Annotated in this window: 16 protein-coding genes; 9 read left to right on the top strand and 7 right to left on the bottom strand. The window is 63.8% G+C overall.

Annotated elements, in window-relative coordinates; genetic code table 11:
• Window positions 1-220: 220 nt before the first annotated feature.
• Window positions 221-679, bottom strand: a complete 459-nt coding sequence (locus AC1DPX_RS17575; RefSeq protein WP_477238827.1) for a hypothetical protein — start codon at window positions 677-679, stop codon at window positions 221-223.
• A gap of 230 nt (window positions 680-909) precedes the next feature.
• Here AC1DPX_RS17575 and AC1DPX_RS17570 point away from each other — a divergent pair, with 230 nt between their 5' ends.
• From AC1DPX_RS17570 to AC1DPX_RS17550, 5 genes are all read left to right on the top strand, one after another.
• Window positions 910-1,971, top strand: coding sequence for a glycosyltransferase family 4 protein (locus AC1DPX_RS17570; protein WP_477238423.1), 1,062 nt, complete (start codon window positions 910-912; stop codon window positions 1,969-1,971).
• A 45-nt stretch (window positions 1,972-2,016) separates the two neighbouring features.
• Window positions 2,017-4,179 carry an amylo-alpha-1,6-glucosidase gene (locus tag AC1DPX_RS17565; RefSeq protein WP_477238825.1) on the top strand — a complete coding sequence of 721 codons (2,163 nt, stop codon included), beginning with the start codon at window positions 2,017-2,019 and terminating at the stop codon, window positions 4,177-4,179.
• 109 nt (window positions 4,180-4,288) lie between these two features.
• A complete protein-coding gene (locus AC1DPX_RS17560) occupies window positions 4,289-6,058 on the top strand; it encodes an alpha,alpha-trehalose-phosphate synthase (UDP-forming) (RefSeq protein WP_477238421.1) in 1,770 nt (589 codons plus the stop codon).
• Window positions 6,058-6,846 (top strand): trehalose-phosphatase, encoded by a 789-nt coding sequence (gene otsB, locus AC1DPX_RS17555; protein ID WP_477238823.1) that lies wholly within the window; start codon window positions 6,058-6,060, stop codon window positions 6,844-6,846. The genes AC1DPX_RS17560 and otsB overlap by 1 nt, the downstream gene beginning before the upstream one ends.
• Window positions 6,847-6,899: 53 nt before the next feature.
• The gene (locus AC1DPX_RS17550) at window positions 6,900-7,112 is read left to right on the top strand and encodes a hypothetical protein (protein ID WP_477238420.1); all 213 of its coding nucleotides are present in this window, start codon (window positions 6,900-6,902) and stop codon (window positions 7,110-7,112) included.
• 9 nt (window positions 7,113-7,121) lie between these two features.
• On the opposite strand, the gene dprA is transcribed toward AC1DPX_RS17550, so the two are convergent.
• The 5 genes from dprA to AC1DPX_RS17525 all read right to left on the bottom strand — a co-directional run bounded on the left by dprA (window position 7,122) and on the right by AC1DPX_RS17525 (window position 11,943).
• Window positions 7,122-8,255, bottom strand: a complete 1,134-nt coding sequence (gene dprA, locus AC1DPX_RS17545; RefSeq protein ID WP_477238418.1) for a DNA-processing protein DprA — start codon at window positions 8,253-8,255, stop codon at window positions 7,122-7,124.
• Window positions 8,252-8,839 carry a glycerol-3-phosphate 1-O-acyltransferase PlsY gene (gene plsY, locus AC1DPX_RS17540; RefSeq protein WP_477238416.1) on the bottom strand — a complete coding sequence of 196 codons (588 nt, stop codon included), beginning with the start codon at window positions 8,837-8,839 and terminating at the stop codon, window positions 8,252-8,254. The genes dprA and plsY overlap by 4 nt, the downstream gene beginning before the upstream one ends.
• 42 nt (window positions 8,840-8,881) lie before the next feature.
• Window positions 8,882-9,607 (bottom strand): class I SAM-dependent methyltransferase, encoded by a 726-nt coding sequence (locus AC1DPX_RS17535; RefSeq protein ID WP_202354313.1) that lies wholly within the window; start codon window positions 9,605-9,607, stop codon window positions 8,882-8,884.
• 87 nt (window positions 9,608-9,694) lie between these two features.
• Window positions 9,695-10,981 carry a dihydroorotase gene (locus AC1DPX_RS17530; RefSeq protein ID WP_202354314.1) on the bottom strand — a complete coding sequence of 429 codons (1,287 nt, stop codon included), beginning with the start codon at window positions 10,979-10,981 and terminating at the stop codon, window positions 9,695-9,697.
• Window positions 10,978-11,943 carry an aspartate carbamoyltransferase catalytic subunit gene (locus AC1DPX_RS17525; protein ID WP_477238414.1) on the bottom strand — a complete coding sequence of 322 codons (966 nt, stop codon included), beginning with the start codon at window positions 11,941-11,943 and terminating at the stop codon, window positions 10,978-10,980. Before AC1DPX_RS17525 ends, AC1DPX_RS17530 begins: the two co-directional genes overlap by 4 nt.
• A gap of 177 nt (window positions 11,944-12,120) precedes the next feature.
• Between AC1DPX_RS17525 and AC1DPX_RS17520 the strand changes: the two genes are divergently transcribed.
• The 3 genes from AC1DPX_RS17520 (at window position 12,121) to AC1DPX_RS17510 (ending at window position 14,805) form a co-directional block, all read left to right on the top strand.
• Window positions 12,121-13,749, top strand: coding sequence for a DNA alkylation response protein (locus AC1DPX_RS17520; RefSeq protein WP_477238412.1), 1,629 nt, complete (start codon window positions 12,121-12,123; stop codon window positions 13,747-13,749).
• Window positions 13,750-13,897: 148 nt separating this feature from the next.
• Window positions 13,898-14,446 (top strand): hypothetical protein, encoded by a 549-nt coding sequence (locus tag AC1DPX_RS17515; protein WP_477238410.1) that lies wholly within the window; start codon window positions 13,898-13,900, stop codon window positions 14,444-14,446.
• Complete coding sequence (locus AC1DPX_RS17510) at window positions 14,446-14,805, top strand: DUF6105 family protein (protein WP_477238408.1); 360 nt, start codon at window positions 14,446-14,448, stop codon at window positions 14,803-14,805. Before AC1DPX_RS17515 ends, AC1DPX_RS17510 begins: the two co-directional genes overlap by 1 nt.
• Here the strand turns inward: AC1DPX_RS17510 and ruvX are convergent.
• Window positions 14,705-15,229: a Holliday junction resolvase RuvX gene (gene ruvX, locus AC1DPX_RS17505; protein WP_477238406.1), complete on the bottom strand. Its 525-nt coding sequence runs from the start codon at window positions 15,227-15,229 to the stop codon at window positions 14,705-14,707. The two genes, AC1DPX_RS17510 and ruvX, sit on opposite strands and share 101 nt — an antisense overlap.
• A 125-nt stretch (window positions 15,230-15,354) precedes the next feature.
• Here ruvX and AC1DPX_RS17500 point away from each other — a divergent pair, with 125 nt between their 5' ends.
• Window positions 15,355-16,062 (top strand): metal-dependent hydrolase, encoded by a 708-nt coding sequence (locus AC1DPX_RS17500; protein ID WP_284269011.1) that lies wholly within the window; start codon window positions 15,355-15,357, stop codon window positions 16,060-16,062.
• The last annotated feature ends 5 nt before the right edge of the window (window positions 16,063-16,067 follow it).

The following is a 16,067-nucleotide window of genomic DNA, read 5'->3' as shown; positions in this document are numbered from 1 at the left end:
TTGTTGCATTTTTTCCAACCCATCGCCCGGCGATGCAAATCTCGGCCCAAATCGAGGCCTTGTTCCTCGACAACGGCGATCCTGCGAAATGCGAGAACGCGGCGCGCCGCAGTGAGGCGTCGCTGGTGTTCAACACTGATGTCTCAAAGCAGGTTGAAGGATCCTCCCGAGCACCGACAAGACATTCGCGCCCGCTGACCCATGCCAAGCGATTGGCCGCTCAGTCGTTCCGCGACAGGTGCACGTCTAGAACGGCCGCCTTCTTGGCGATCAGGCCTTCCAGATCCGCGTCCGACCGCTTGGTGCCGGTCCGTTCGCGCAGCAGCGAGATCACCGCGCTCATGGAAAGCGGGGTCATTTGGGAAAGCGGCGTGGTCTGGGTGCCCAGAATGGCGTCCACCGCGCCGGCAACATCGGGTACCGCCGTTGGTGCTCGCGTGGTCGGCTCCTTTCTGCTCCGGTCGGCCTCGGCGGTGTCGGCCGGTCCTCGGGCGCCGCGATCGAAGACGACCGCCAGGCCGTTCTTCACGGCCAGCGCTGCAACCATATCGTCGAGCTTGCGGTCGGAGAGGGCTGGGTCCGCGGGTTTCAGGATGCCGCGGATCACCCTGGCGGCCTGCTCCGTCGATACGAAGTCATAACGCCGTTTTCTGGCCTCGACATATTGTTCGATGATCATGCTCAACCGGCGGGCCGCAACATCCCTGGGTTCCTGCACATGCTTGGGTTCCACCGGAGCCTCCCTGGGCTGCCGTGCGTGCGAATTCGGCAGCCAAAAGGACATAGGGCGACCCCCGTCGAACATCAAACGTCATTCGATCATTTCGTCGCACCCGCCAGTGGGCCGGAACGATCCTGCGGCTGAAGCATTTCGCCCTCATGACCAGCGCATTGAGGGAAGGCCGGGCCATGAAGATCGCTCATGTCGCGCCGCTGTATGAATCCGTGCCGCCAAGACTCTATGGCGGCACAGAGCGCATCATTTCCTACCTGACCGAAGCTCTCGTCGACCTCGGCCACGACGTGACGCTCTTCGCCAGCGGCGACACGAAGACATCAGCCAGGCTCGTGCCTTGCCGCGAGCGGGCGCTTCGTCTCGATCCACGCCCACTGAAGTCCGAGATCGCGGCGCACCTGTCGATGCTGGACGAGGTGAGGAAACGCGCCGACGATTTTGACGTCATTCATTTCCACCTAAGCCATTTCCTGCATTTCCCGTTTTTCCGCGACATGCCGCAGCGCACTGTGACAACGCCGCATGGCAGGCTGGATTACGCGGATCTCGCGCAAGCCTATGACCGGTTCCCGCGCTTCCCGATGATTTCCATATCGCGCAGCCAGCGGGCACGGTTCGCATCCGCGAACTGGCTGGCGACGATCCATCACGGCCTGCCCGTCGATCTCTACGAACCTGATTTCGAGGCGGGCTCGGATGGCGGCTATCTTGCCTTTCTCGGCAGGATGTCGCGCGACAAGCGGCCGGACCGGGCGATCGAGATCGCTCGCCGCACCGGCCTGAAGCTCAAGCTCGCGGCCAAGATCGGCGACGACGATCGCGCCTATTTCGAGGAAGTCGTCCAACCGATGATCGATGGCGACCGGGTCGAATATGTCGGCGAAATCGGCGAGGACCAGAAGAGCAGGTTCCTTGGCAACGCAGCCGCCCTGCTGTTCCCAATCGATTGGCCTGAGCCTTTCGGCCTTGCCGTGATCGAAGCGATGGCCTGCGGAACCCCGGTCATGGCCTGGAGTTGCGGCGCCATGCCCGAGATCGTCGACTATGGCGTTACCGGCTTCGTCGTCGAATCCATCGAGGATGCGGTCGCCACGATGCCGGCTCTCCTGCAACTGGACCGGCGGCGCATAAGATCAGTGTTCGAAAGGCGGTTTTCAGCTGACAGGATGGCCAGGGACTACGTCGCGGCCTATTCCCGGCTGCGCGACGGTCATGAGCAAAGCAGAGCCTCGTAGGCCTTCACCCGACCGAAAAACCAGCACGGGACAGTCCTGTTGACCATCACCCAACTCGACGAGCGCACACTTGATCCTGCCATAGCGCTGGCTTCCCTGGACGAAACCGCGCCCAGGGAACCGCACAGGCTGTTCGCGCTCAAGCATGGCGACTGCTTTGCCGTCGCCGATGCCTATGGCGACATACGCGGTGTCGGCGACGGGTTTTTCCGCGACGATACGCGCGTGCTCTCCGAATTTCGCCTGACCGTCGGCGGCCGGTCGACCTCGTTGCTCGGCGCGTCGCTCAGCCAGGACAATGTGCTCTTCACCACCAACCTGACCAATCTGCCGATCGAGAGCGCCGCGGGCCGCCAGATTCCGCAAGGCGCTATCCACATCGAGCGCGTCCGGCTGTTGTGGGAGGAAAGGCTGTATGAGCGCATAACGCTCTCCAATTACAGCCGCGAGCATTCGACGATCCTGCTGTCGCTGCGTTTTGCCGCCGATTTCCGCGACATGTTCGAGGTCCGCGGCTCTACCCGCTCGAAGCGTGGGACCGCTCATACGGCCGAGATTGCAGGCAATACGGTCGTGCTTCGCTACGAAGGCCTGGACAGAGTGGTGCGGACATCGGCGATTTCATTCTCACAGACGCCCGATGAACTGACCTCCGAGCGCGCGGATTTCGTCATCGCCGTCACCAAGCGCAGCAGCCAGACGCTTTACGTGGAAGTGGGCAACGCGACAGACGATCGCCCCGAAAGCGGCCGGTTTCGCGCCGCCGCCGCCCGCGCCCGCTTCGGCATGCGCGCCAAGCGCCGGCACGGCGCGACGCTGCACAGTTCGGGTCGCGTCTTCAACGACTGGATGGAGCGGGCGCGCGCCGATGTCGCGCTGCTCACCACGGAACTGGCGACCGGACCCTATCCCTATGCCGGCATTCCCTGGTTCTCCACGGCCTTCGGCCGGGACGGCGTGATCTCGGCCTTGCAGATGCTTTGGCTCAATCCCGGTCTGGCGCGCGGCGTCCTGGCGTTTCTGGCGCAGCACCAGGCGACCGAAACCTCGCCTTTCAGCGATTCCGAACCCGGCAAGATCATGCACGAGACCCGCAAGGGCGAGATGGTGGCGCTGAGCGAACTGCCGTTCGGCCGCTACTATGGCGGTGTCGACACGACGCCGCTCTATATCCATCTTGCCTGCGCCTATGCGGACCGCACGGGGGACACGGCCTTCATCGACACGCTGTGGCCATCGCTTTGCGCCGCGGCCGAATGGATCGAAACGGCGAGCCGTTCGACGGGATTCCTTACGTACCAACGCGCCGCAGAGTCCGGTCTTGCCAACCAGGGATGGAAGGACAGTTTCGATTCCGTCTTTCACGCCGATGGCCGCATTCCGAAAGGGCCGATCGCGCTGGTCGAGGTCCAAGGCTACGTCTTTGCCGCCTTCCAGGGCCTGGCGAAGCTGGCGCGGCTGCGTGGTGAAGCGGAGCGCGCGGAGAATTGGGAAATACGCGCCGCCGCCATTCGCCAAAGAGTCGAGCGCCATTTCTGGATCGAAGAGCTCGGCTATTATGCGCTGGCGCTGGATGGCGAGGGCCAACCCTGCAAGGTGCGCACGTCCAATGCCGGTCACTTGCTTTATGTCGGCCTTCCCGGTCCCGATCGCGCGCGCATGGTCGCCGACCAGCTTCTGTCGGCCTCGTTTCATTCCGGCTGGGGACTGCGAACGCTGGCGGACGATGCGATCTTCTTCAATCCGATGTCCTACCACAACGGCTCCATCTGGCCGCACGACACCGCGATCTGTGCCGCCGGACTGGCGCGATACGGCATCCGCGACAGCGTGGTGCGGCTGATGAGCGGCACCTTTGAATCCGCCGTTCATTTCAACATGCGGCTGCCAGAACTCTTTTGCGGCTTCACGCGCGCGGCCGGCGAAGCGCCGATCGCATACCCGGTGGCCTGCCTGCCGCAAGCCTGGTCCGCCGGTTCCGCCTTCATGCTCATGCAATCGTGTCTCGGCCTTCAGATCGATGGCTGGACAGGCGAAATCCACGTGACCCGGCCGCGCTTGCCGATCGGCATCGACAACCTCGTCATCCGCCATCTTTCGGTGGGGCAGGCGGCCGTGGATTTGACGTTCCAGCGTGTCGGAGATCRCGTCGGCGCTTTCCTTGCCGAACCGCATGAGGGACTGGTGCCGCTCGTGGTCAGGAGTTGAAAAATCGGAACCATCCCGCGCTGCGGGCGTTGGACCACCACGCCATGGGGTGCCGAAACTCCAGCCCATAAAGCCGCTGCGGTATCCCATTGAAAGGTCATCGATTTCAATGCCTGACAACAGTTCCTACCTGGTCGTTCCCGTATTTGCATTGTGGCTCTTTGTTCTTATTGCTGTCGTCGTCCTGGCCGTTGTGCTGGTGACGATGATGTTGCGCGCGCGAAAGGGCAGCCGGCCGGCCGCCGCGGAAGTTGAGCCTGCTCGCGGCCCATTGCCGGAATTCGAGAAGAATGGACAGTCGGCGGCCGCGGCACTGGTGCAATGGTCGCCCGAAACTCTGCGTCATATCCTGGCAACGGAACTGCCGGATGCCCAAGTGATCGTCGTCTCGAATCGCGAGCCATATATCCACAACCGCGAGGGCGACGACATCCAACTGGTCGTACCCGCAAGCGGTCTCGTGTCTGCCCTGGAGCCGATCACGCGTGCCTGTGCGGGCACGTGGATCGCCTATGGCGGCGGGTCGGCCGACGCGCTCGTGGTCGACAAGAACGATCGGATCGAGGTGCCGCCGGACAATCCTTCCTACACGCTGCGCCGTGTCTGGCTGAGCGAGGAAGAACAGCAAGGCTACTATCTCGGCTTTGCCAATGAAGGCCTCTGGCCGCTGTGCCATATCGCCTTTACCCGGCCGATATTCCGCGCCTCGGATTGGGAGGCCTACGAGGCGGTCAACCGCAAATTCGCTGACACCGTCGTCGCGGAAGCCCGCAACGAGCGGCCGATCGTGCTGGTCCAGGACTATCATTTCGCATTGCTGCCGCGAATGATCCGGGAGCGCCTGCCGGAGGCGATCATCATCACCTTCTGGCACATCCCGTGGGCGAATTCCGAGGTGTTCAGCATCTGCCCATGGCGCGAGAAGATTCTCGATGGGCTGCTCGGCAGTTCGATCGTCGGTTTTCACACCCAGTTCCATTGCAACAACTTCATCGACAGCGTCGACCGGTTCCTGGAAAGCCGGATCGAACGCGAGGATTCGGCCATTTCCTATGGCGGTGAGATCAGTCTGGTCCACGCCTATCCGATTTCGATCGAATGGCCGCCGGCGCAACTGGGCAACCTGCCCGACGTGGCGCAATGTCGCCGGCAGGTGCGCGAGAAATTCGGCCTGGCCGAACATGTCAAACTGTGCGTGGGCGTCGAACGTCTCGACTACACCAAGGGCATCCTCGATCGTTTCAACGCCCTCGACGAACTGCTGACGCTTCATCCGGAATGGATCGGCAAGGTGGCGTTCCTGCAGATCGCGGCGCCCAGCCGCGGCACCCTGCCTGCCTATCAGCAACTCTACGAGGAGTGCCTGCGCCATGCCGAGGATCTCAACCAGCGTTTTGGTCGCGAAGGCTACAAGCCCGTCCTGATGGTGACGGAACATCACTCGCAGCAGCAGGTCTACGAAATCTACCGTGCCGCCGATGTTTGCATGGTCACCAGCCTGCATGACGGCATGAACCTGGTCGCCAAGGAGTTTGTCGCCGCGCGGGAGGACGAACAAGGTGTGCTCCTGCTCAGCATGTTCGCGGGCGCCTCCAAGGAGCTTTTGGAGGCGCTGATCGTCAACCCCTATGACGCGGCGATGATGGGCGATGCCCTGCTGCAGGCCTTGACGATGTCGCAGGAAGAGCAGAGCCAGCGCATGCGGCGCATGCGCGAGATCGTGCGCGACAACAATGTCTACCGGTGGGCGGGCAGCATGCTTCTCGATGCGGCGCGCTTGCGCAAACGCATAGCGGTCGATCGCGCCGTCAGCGCCGCTCCAGCGGCTCCTGGCAATGTGATATCGTTGCTCGATCGCAAACGCGTGGCGGTGCTGTGATGTCGATCTTGCCAAACCTGCCGGAACCCATCGTGCCGCAAGGGCCATGGAGCTTGTTCCTCGATATCGATGGCACGCTCCTCGAACATGCCGCGCATCCCGATGCGGTGGTCGTAAGTGACGAACTGCGCATGCTGCTGGTCCGGCTCGAAGCACAATTGGACGGGGCGCTGGCGTTCATCACCGGACGGTCGATCGGCGCTGTCGACCATCTTTTCCAGCCTCTCAGATTGCGCGCCGCAGGCCTCTATGGCCTCGAGCACAGGCTGGCGCGCGATGGTCCGGTCGAAGCGGCCGGCGAACCGGCTGATATTGCCGCACTTGCCAACGAAATCGCCACGGAACTGGACAATGCGGATGTCTATATCGAGCGCAAGGGGCCCATCCTGGCCATTCATACGCGCGCGGCACCGCATTTGCTGCGGCGGGCGACGGAGCTGGTCGAACAGGCGCTGGACAGATTGCCTGCGGGATACCGGGTCCTGGCCGGAAATGCCGGTGTGGAACTGATGCCGCTGGAGGCGGCTAAGGGGGCGGCCATCCGCCGCTTCATGCAACTTCCGGCTTTCAGAGGACGGCGCCCCGTGTTCCTCGGTGACGATACTTCGGACGAGAGCGGGTTCGAGACCGTCAACGAACTGGACGGTATTTCGGTTCGTATAAAGCCGCAGGGATCGACAGCGGCGCCTTTTGCGCTGGCCGGCGTAGATGCGGCCTTCGCCTGGCTGGACGGGATGAGCCGACGGGAGACTGCGAAAGCGGCGAAGCTAGCCGCAACGGCCAAATGAACCGGATTTGCCCCTAAGCCGCTCCCGGTTCACCTACATGGAAGGAGTTTGCCATGACACAACTGACCAGCCTCATCCGGGAAATCATGCCCGCCTGGCTCCAGCGGCGCGAGGGGTCGCAAAGCGAGGATGCCAAGACGACAGCCGAGCCGCCGCGTCCCGAAGATGCGGACGCAGTCTGGCGCAAGGCTGTCGAGAAGGATCTGTTTGGGGCCAACACGCCGGATTACGCCGAGACCGGGGAGAAGAAACCCAACCGCCATTGACGGCTGTGCTCAGCCTTCTCCGAAAACCAGTGAAACATTGCCGCCGGCATGGCGTTCGAGCCTGCCGGCGAGGTCGAGTTCCAGAAGCACCATGAAGACCTGGGCCGGGTGCAGGCCGGTGTGGCGGATGATTTCGTCGATCGGCACCGGCGTCGGACCGAGCGCCTCGAGGACCTTGGCGCGGTCGCTCTCTCCGGGCGGCGGCGTGGCCGAAAAGTCGGGCGGATCCTCGAACGGCGGTACATTAGGCGCCCGCATACCGGTCAGCGGCGCGATCGCCCTGGAAACATCCAATGCCTCGGTCACCAGCGTGGCGCCGTCCTTGAGCAGGCCGTTGGTACCCGCGGCGCGTGGATCGAGCGGGGAGCCCGGCACGGCAAAGACCAGCCGGCCCATTTCACCGGCAAGTCTGGCGGTGATCAGCGAGCCCGAGCGCTGTGCTGCCTCGACCACCACCAATCCGAGGGCCGCACCTGCGACAAGCCGGTTGCGGCGCGGAAAATCCTGGGCGCGCGGCTGCCAGCCGAATGGCATTTCGGAGATGACGGCGCCGCGCTCGGCGATCTCCGCGCACAGGCCGGCATTTTCGGGCGGGTAGGGCAGGTCGAGGCCTCCGGCCAGCACACCGACCGTGCCGGTCGCCAGACTCCCTTGATGCGCCGCCGTGTCGATGCCGCGCGCCAGGCCGGAGACGATGCCGTAGCCGTCCCCGCCGAGATCGGCCGCCAGCATGCGCGCCATCTTGATGCCGGCCAGCGATGCGTTGCGGGCGCCAACGATGGCAACGCCCGGCAGCCGGAACACAGCGGCATTGCCCTTGACCGCCAGCAGCGGCGGCGGATTGTCCATGTTTCTCAGCAGCGGTGGATAGTCAGGTTCGCCGATGCCGACAAAGCGCGCGCCCGCCCGGCGGGCCGCCTCGAGTTCGGCCTCGGCTTCGGCGATCGACGGAATGCGGGCGATCCGGTTGGCGCCGCCGGAAATCATCAGTTCCGGCAGGATTTCCAGGGCGACCTCGGCGGAGCCGAAACGGTTGATCAGGTCGCGAAAGGAGGCGGGGCCGACATTCTGGGTGCGGATCAGCCGCAGCCAGCTCAGTCGCTGCCGGTCGCTGAGGCGCGGCCCGGCGGCCGGCTCGCTCAACCCTTGGCTCCGATCTTGCCCTCGGTGCCGGCAAGCAGCCGCGAAATGTTCGCCCTGTGCTTGATGAAGACGATGATGCTCATCACCACGAACAGGATGGCAATCTGCGGTGCGCTCATGAAGTAGAGAGCGACCGGCACGACGACGGCCGCCGTCAGCGCCGCCAGCGAGGAATAGCGAAACAGGAACGCCATCACCAGCCAGACGACAGCGAAGATCAGCGCCACCTGCCAGGCAAGGCCGATCAGCACGCCGAGATAGGTGGCGACACCCTTGCCGCCCTTGAAGCCAAGCCAAACCGGGAAGAGATGGCCGAGAAAGGCGCCGAGGCCGGCCCAGACCGCCGTTTCCGGCGCGACATGGCCGGCTATCAGCACGGCGGCCGTGCCCTTCAACGCATCGAGAAGCAAGGTCGCGGCGGCAAGACCCTTGTTGCCGGTGCGCAGCACGTTGGTGGCGCCGATATTGCCGGAGCCGATCTTGCGCACATCACCTAGGCCGGCGGCGCGGGTGAGCAGCAGCCCGAAGGGAATCGAGCCGAGCAGATAGCCGAAGACAAGTGCTGGGATGATGCCGTAGTTCATTGTTCCCCCCGTATTTTCTTATGTCATCGCCTCGGCTTGCGTTCAAGCCAAGGCGCAGACAAACGAGTCCCCGATCAGGGGTCCTTCGCCTGGCGCTCTTTGGACGATCCGCCAGCCGCAGCCTTCCACCAGACGGGTCAGGAAATCGGGGTTGTAGAAGCACATGCCGCCGTTCTTGTCCGGGCTCCTGTCTTCGAACTCGGCGATCCCGGCATCCAGGAAGCAAGTGAAAAGGAGGCGGCCCTGGGTTGCGGTGTGCCGGCGCAGGAGGCTGAAGATGAATGCTGCGTCATCGGGGTTCTGATGGGTGATCACAGAAAACAGCGAGATGACGTCAAAGGCGTGCAAGGGCAGCGGGAGTTCCGTCTCATTGGAGAGTGGGCGTCCCTTCGGGTTGTAGAGCGGGTGGTGCGCGTCCAGGAGGACATAGGAGAAGCGGGGATCGCGTACGGTGGAGCGCAGGAAGTCGATCATCTCCGCAAAGCAGTCGATACCGGTGTAGGAGCGGATCGGAATCCTGTGATTTAGAATGGCCTGGGTGAACCGGACGCCGCAGCCGAAGTCGAGGAGCCGGCTGGCCGCCAGTGTCTTCAATCCGATCCGCTGCCGCATCCTCTCCAGCAGCCAGGCACCGCTATCTTGCGGCGGCATCAGGGCGCTCACCTTCTGGGAATTCCGGTTGAACTGTTGCGGGACGATAAATTCCGGCGGCGAGGGACGTAGGCGATGCCAGATCGACTGCAACCAGGAAGGATGATGCGATCTCATGACAAGGGCTCTTGGAAGAGGCAGCGGATGACAAGTTCACCGGATCGCTAAAGCAGAGTGCTGCGAAGATTGGCTGGCCGTCAGGGTTTAAACGGAAAATACTGTGCGGCCCGCGACCAGCGTTTGCAAGACCTTGCCTTGCAGGCGCGCGCCTTCGAAGCAGGTGTTTTTCGAGCGCGAGCGAATGCCGCTTTCACTGACGATCCAGGGCTCATCGAGGTCGACAAGCGCGAGGTCGGCGATTGAACCCGGCTTCAGCGTGCCGCCGGGCAGTCCGAACAGTTTTGCCGGCGCGGTGGACAGCGTTTCGACCAGCCGCAGCAGCGGCACGTCGCCATTGTGGTAGAGCCGCAAGGCGGCGCCCAGAAGCGTTTCGAGGCCGATGGCGCCGGCTGCCGCGTCGGCGAAGGGTAGGCGCTTGGTGTCCACATCCTGCGGATCATGCGAGGAGACGATGATGTCGACCGTGCCGTCCCTGACCGCCTCGATCATCGCCAGCCGGTCTTCCTCGGCGCGCAGCGGCGGCGTCAGGCGGAAGAAGGTGCGGTATTCGCCGACATCGTTTTCATTGAGCGATAGATTGTGGATCGACACGCCTGACGTGACGGCCGCGCCGTCAGCCTTGGCGCGCGTCACGGCGTTTGCGGCCATCGCCGTCGAGATTTTCGCCGCATGGTAGAAGCCGCGCGTCAGCCGCGCCAAAGCCAGATCGCGCTCCAGCGGGATCGATTCGGCCTCTCGCGGAATGCCGGAAAGGCCGAGCCAGCTGGCATACAGGCCTTCATTCATGACGCCGGATGAGCCGAGGTCGGCATCCTGCGTCTCGTGCACGATGGTAGCGCCGAAGTCGCGGGCATAGGTCAGGGCGCGGCGCATCACCAGCGAACTGGCGATGGTGTGGCGGCCGTCGGTGAAGGCGACCGCGCCTGCCTCGCGCAGCAGGCCGAACTCGGTCATCTCGCGACCATCGAGCCCCTTGGTGATCGCCGCCGCCGGAAAGACGTTGACGATCGCCGTGTCCTTGGCGGTGCGCAGCACGAACTCGACCAGCGCTACATTGTCGATCACCGGATCGGTGTCCGGCATCATGACGATTGAGGTCACGCCGCCGGCGGCCGCCGCGACGCTCGCCGAAGCGATGGTTTCGCGATGCTCGCCGCCCGGCTCGCCGATGAAGACGCGGCCATCGACAAGTCCGGGAATGATCGCCTTGCCGGCGCAATCAATCGTCGTGGCGCCATCGGGCGCGCCCTGGTTCAACGCCGCCTTGCCGGCGGCAACGATTTTCTTGCCATCGACGATGACGGAGCCGACTTCGTCGATGCCGCGCGAGGGGTCGACGACGCGGGCGCGTTCAAAGACCGTCGTGCTCATGCGCCGCGACCCTCTTGATTGCGACGGGGGTCGAGCAGCGCTTCCATCACCGCCATACGCACGGCGACGCCCATCTCCACCTGTTCCTGGATGACGCTTTGCGGGCCGTCGGCGATTTCCGAGGCGATTTCGACGCCGCGGTTCATCGGGCCGGGATGCATCACCAGCGCGTCGTCCTTGGCGGCCTTCAGCTTTTCGGCGTCGAGGCCGAAATAGCGGAAATATTCGCGCACCGAAGGCACGAAGGCGCCTTCCATCCGTTCGCGCTGCAGGCGCAGCATCATGACCACGTCGGCGTCCTTGAGGCCTTCGGCCATCGAGCGCGTGACGATGACGCCCATCTTCTCGATGCCGGACGGCAGCAGAGTCGAAGGCGCAACCACGCGCACCTGCGCGCCAAGCGCGTTGAGCAGCATGATGTTGGAGCGTGCCACGCGCGAATGCAGGATGTCGCCGCAGATCGCCACGATCAGTTTTGACAGCGGACCCTTGGCGCGGCGGATGGTCAGCGCGTCGAGCAGCGCCTGGGTCGGGTGTTCATGCGCTCCGTCGCCGGCATTGACGACGGAGCAGCCGACTTTCTGCGCCAGAAGGGCGGCGGCGCCCGCCGACTGGTGGCGGATGATCAAGATGTCGGGCCGCATGGCGTTCAGCGTCATCGCCGTGTCGATGAGCGTTTCGCCCTTCTTCACCGACGAACTCGCCACCGACATGTTCATGACATCGGCGCCGAGCCGCTTTCCGGCCAGCTCGAAAGAGGACTGCGTGCGGGTCGAGGCCTCGTAGAAGAGATTGATCTGGGTGCGGCCGCGCAGCGTCGAGGTCTTCTTTTCGGACTGCCGCGAAATCGCGACGGCCCGATCCGCCCGTTCGAGCAACAGCTCGATGTCGGCGGGCGAAAGATCGCTGATGCCCAGAAGATGGCGGTGAGGGTAGAGTGGCAGGGACGAAGCGTCGGTCATCTCAAGGCGCTGCTATAGGGTGCGGATTTTGCGCCTGCAAGCACCAGCTTTGGATTGGCGCCGTTCTCCCCGGTATTTTCGTCGCGCGCGCGGCAACGCTTGGCTATATCTAGCCGATGGCTTTGGATTCGTGGCTTTGGCACGATAGGGACCTTTCTACCGATTGAAGGATTGGGCGTGACCGACGACGTAACGAACCAGCCGCCGCCGCTGACGGGCGGCAACGCCTGGCGGGGCGATCCGTTGCTGATCCAGCTTGCCGAGCGCTTTTCAGATCCGGTGCGCAAGGACCTCGACGGACTCGGCCGTTTCGTCCTGACGCAGGAGGCGCAGGAGCTGGCGCGCCTGGCCAATGTCGAGACGCCGAAGCTCAGGACCCATGATCGCCAGGGACGGCGCATCGACCTCGTCGAGTTCCATCCCGCCTACCACGCCTTGATGCGCCGCTCGGTGGCCAACGGGCTGCATTCCTCGGTCTGGGAAAATGGCGACGCCGAGATCGGCCGCCGCCACCAGGTGCGCGCCGCCCGATTCTATCTGACCGCCGAGCTCGAGACAGGACATCTGTGCCCCATCACCATGACCAGCGCCTCGCTGGCGGCGTTGATGGCCAGCCCGAAACTGTTCCGCGAATGGGCGCCGCGGGTGACGACGCGCAAATACGACCAGAGCCAGAAGCCGCCGGTCGAGAAGACCGGGCTGACCCTCGGCATGGGCATGACCGAAAAACAGGGCGGCACCGATGTGCGCGCCAATGTGACCAGGGCCGAACGCGCCGGCAGCGGCTTCTATCGCCTGACCGGCCACAAATGGTTCATGTCGGCGCCGATGTCGGATGCCTTCCTGGTTCTGGCGCAGGCGCCGGAGGGGCTTTCGTGCTTCCTCGTGCCGCGCGTTCTCGGCGACGGATCAGGCAATGGTTTCCGCTTCCAGCGGCTGAAGGACAAGCTCGGCAACCGCTCCAACGCGTCTTCCGAGGTGGAATTCGTCAACGCCATTGGCGAGATGGTCGGCGAGCCCGGCGCCGGCGTGAAGACGATCATGGACATGGTCACCTTGACCCGGCTTGACTGCGCCGTGGCGTCCTCGGCGATCATGCGGGCAGGGCTGGCGGAAGCGGTTCACCATGCCCGTCATCGCCAGGTGTTCGGCTCGACCTTGATCGAGCAGCCGCTGATGCAGCGCGTGCTGGCCGACATGGCGCTGGATGTTGCCGCCGCCACCGCGCTGTCGTTCCGGCTGGCGCGCTCCTTCGACGAAGCTGCGAGCGATCGCGGCGAGGCGGCGTTTGCGCGCGCCATGACGCCGGTCGTCAAATACTGGGTATGCAAGATCGCGCCGCCGCTGCTTTACGAGGCGATGGAGTGTCTCGGCGGCAATGGCTATGTCGAGGAGGCGCCGCTCGCCCGCTACTACCGCGAAGCGCCGGTCAACGCGATCTGGGAAGGGTCGGGCAATGTCATGGCGCTCGATGTGCTGCGCGTGCTCGGTCGCGCGCCCGGCCTGTTCGAAGAGGTGCTGGCCGGCATCGACCGCGACCTCGGCGCCGGCGGGCGTGGCACGATCGGCGTGCTGAAGGCGGCAATACAGGTGGCTTCGACCGATGAGGGCTCGGCCCGGCTGCTGACCGAACAGCTGGCGTTGTCGGCCGCCGCGGCGGAGCTGCGTCGGCTGGGGGCAGGGCGGATCGCCGATGCCTTCGTCGAGACCCGCCTGGCCGGCCAATGGCGCAACACCTACGGCATGATCGATTCGCGCCACGACGCGCGCATGATCATCGACACGCTCTATCCGCCGGTGAATTGAGCCGAGACCGCTCGATTCTTCGACCGGTTGAACGCATCCGGGAGCATCCTGGTGCGTTCTGTGGATCGCCGTTAACCTTAACAAATGGTTTCCATTGCGGCGGCGGGCGGCAAAGCCCACTGTCATTCCTGCCGAAGCAGGAACCACGATGCGACACGTACTGACCTCTTTTCTGTCTGTGCACTGGGCGATTGTCTTCGCCCTGCTGGCGCTGATCTGCATCGATGGAGACCGCGGTGTGGCGGCAGCCCTCGGTGTGCTCGGTGTCACCGTCGAGAGCGCCCGGTTCATCGACCTGCAGAACGTCGTCGTGGTCGCGCCGCTGGCGATCGCCTTGCTGGTGGTGTCGGTGCTGTTCTTCTGGGCTTTTGTCGATTCCTTGATCAACGATGCGGCCAGCCCGGGCGCCGACAGCGTCGTTCGCATCGCCTTCATTTCCGCGTCCGGCGTGCTGTCGATGATCCTGATCGGCGGCGCGGCCCAAGGCATCAACGGACTTTTCATGGTGGTGGCCGTGCAATTGGCGGCGCTTCTGGCCTCCTATGTCGCCATGCTCGCCGAGCGGCGCTCCGCGACCGCGTCGGATGACGCCGATTTTCGCGCCACGGCGCACAGCATGGCGAAGGCCGCTGCCCACAATTCGCTGCTCTCGCTGATATCGGGCCGGACCGGACCGAACGGGAAGGGAGGCCGCTGATGCGCTATATCTTCGCATTGTGGGCGGCCCCGATGGCGCTGTTCTGGGGCTGGTTCTACCTCTCCCTCAACGACATGAACTTCGGCTATGTCATGCTGACCCGGCAACTGCACGATTTCGTGTTCCAGCTTTATGGCCAGATGCTCGGCATCGATCCGGCCATCATCCCGGGGATGGTGGCAAAGGCCTGTATCTTCGACGGGTTTCTGCTGATGGCGATATGGGCGTTTCGCCGCCGCCGCGAAATTCTTGACTGGGTCAGGCGGCGTCGGTCGGGTCCGGTTCCGCACGACCGCCCAATTCCGTTCGATCGCTTGAATCGAGCGACTGAAGCCGGTCCAAGACTCCCTGCAGAATAAAGGCCGCGGCCGCCGAATCGATCTTGCCGGCGCGTTTGGCGCGCGAGAAATCCATTTCGATCAGCGTCCTTTCGGCCGCCACCGTCGACAGCCGTTCGTCCCAGAACACGAAGGGCAGGTCGCTCAGCTGCGCCATGTTGCGCACGAAGGCGCGCGATTTCTGCGCGCGCGGACCTTCGGACCCATCCATGTTGATCGGCAGCCCGATCGCCACCGCGCCGACATTCTCCTTCTTCAGCAAGGCCAGAAGCACGGCGGCATCGAGCGAAAATTTCTTTCGCATGATGACCGGGCGCGGATGGGCGAAGGAGAATCCCCGGTCGGAAACCGCGACGCCGATCGTCTTGTCGCCAAGATCGAGCCCCGCCAGCGTCCTGCCACCAGTGAGCCGTGCCGGCAATTGCTCAATCGTGATGACAGCCAACGGTTTTCCCTCGTCTTTTTCAGCGGCGCGCGTCCTTCCGGATGCGCGGCGGACACTATACCCTTTGATCTCGGGGTCATCGGCGTTCTATCCTTTGACCTGACAAAAATCGAGGAATGCATTTCATGAAACTGACCTGGTATGGCCATTCGGCCTTCCGTATCGAAACCGGCGACGCCAAGATTCTCATCGACCCCTATCTGATCGGCAATCCGTCCTGGACGGGCGGCTGGGAAGGGCCGGCCGAAGGGATAACGCATGTGCTGCTGACGCACGGACACAACGACCACATCAGCGGCGCGCTGGAAGTGCTTGGCAAAAGCGGCGCCCAGCTGGTCGCCAATTTCGAGATCTGCATGTATCTGGTCGGCAAGGGCGCCGACGGCAGCAAGATCAATCCCGGCAACATCGGCGGCACTGTCGATTGCGGCGGCTTCACCACCACGTTCGTCCAGGCGCTGCACTCCTCCTCGTTTGGCGAAGACGGCGGCAAGAACGTCTATCTCGGCAATCCCGGCGGGCTGGTGCTGCATTTCCCGGAAGACCCGACACTCTACCACATGGGCGATACCGACATCTTTTCCGACATGGCGCTGATCAACGAATTGCATGAGCCGAAGATCGGCATCGTGCCGATCGGCGACCGCTTCACCATGGGCGGCGCGGTGGCCGCACTTGCCTGCCGGCGCTTCTTCAAGTTCGACACCGTCGTCCCTTGCCACTTCGGCACGTTTCCGATGATCGATCCGACGCCTGAGAAATTCGAGGCCGGCCTGGAAGGGTCCGGTGTGAAGGTCGCGTTGCCGAAAATCGGTGAAACGATTACGATCTAGAAACA

The sequence above is a fragment of the Mesorhizobium sp. 01N446 genome, from assembly GCF_056399285.1.
The sequence above is the reverse complement of the archived record's forward strand: the minus strand, read 5'-3'. Positions and strand labels throughout refer to the sequence as shown.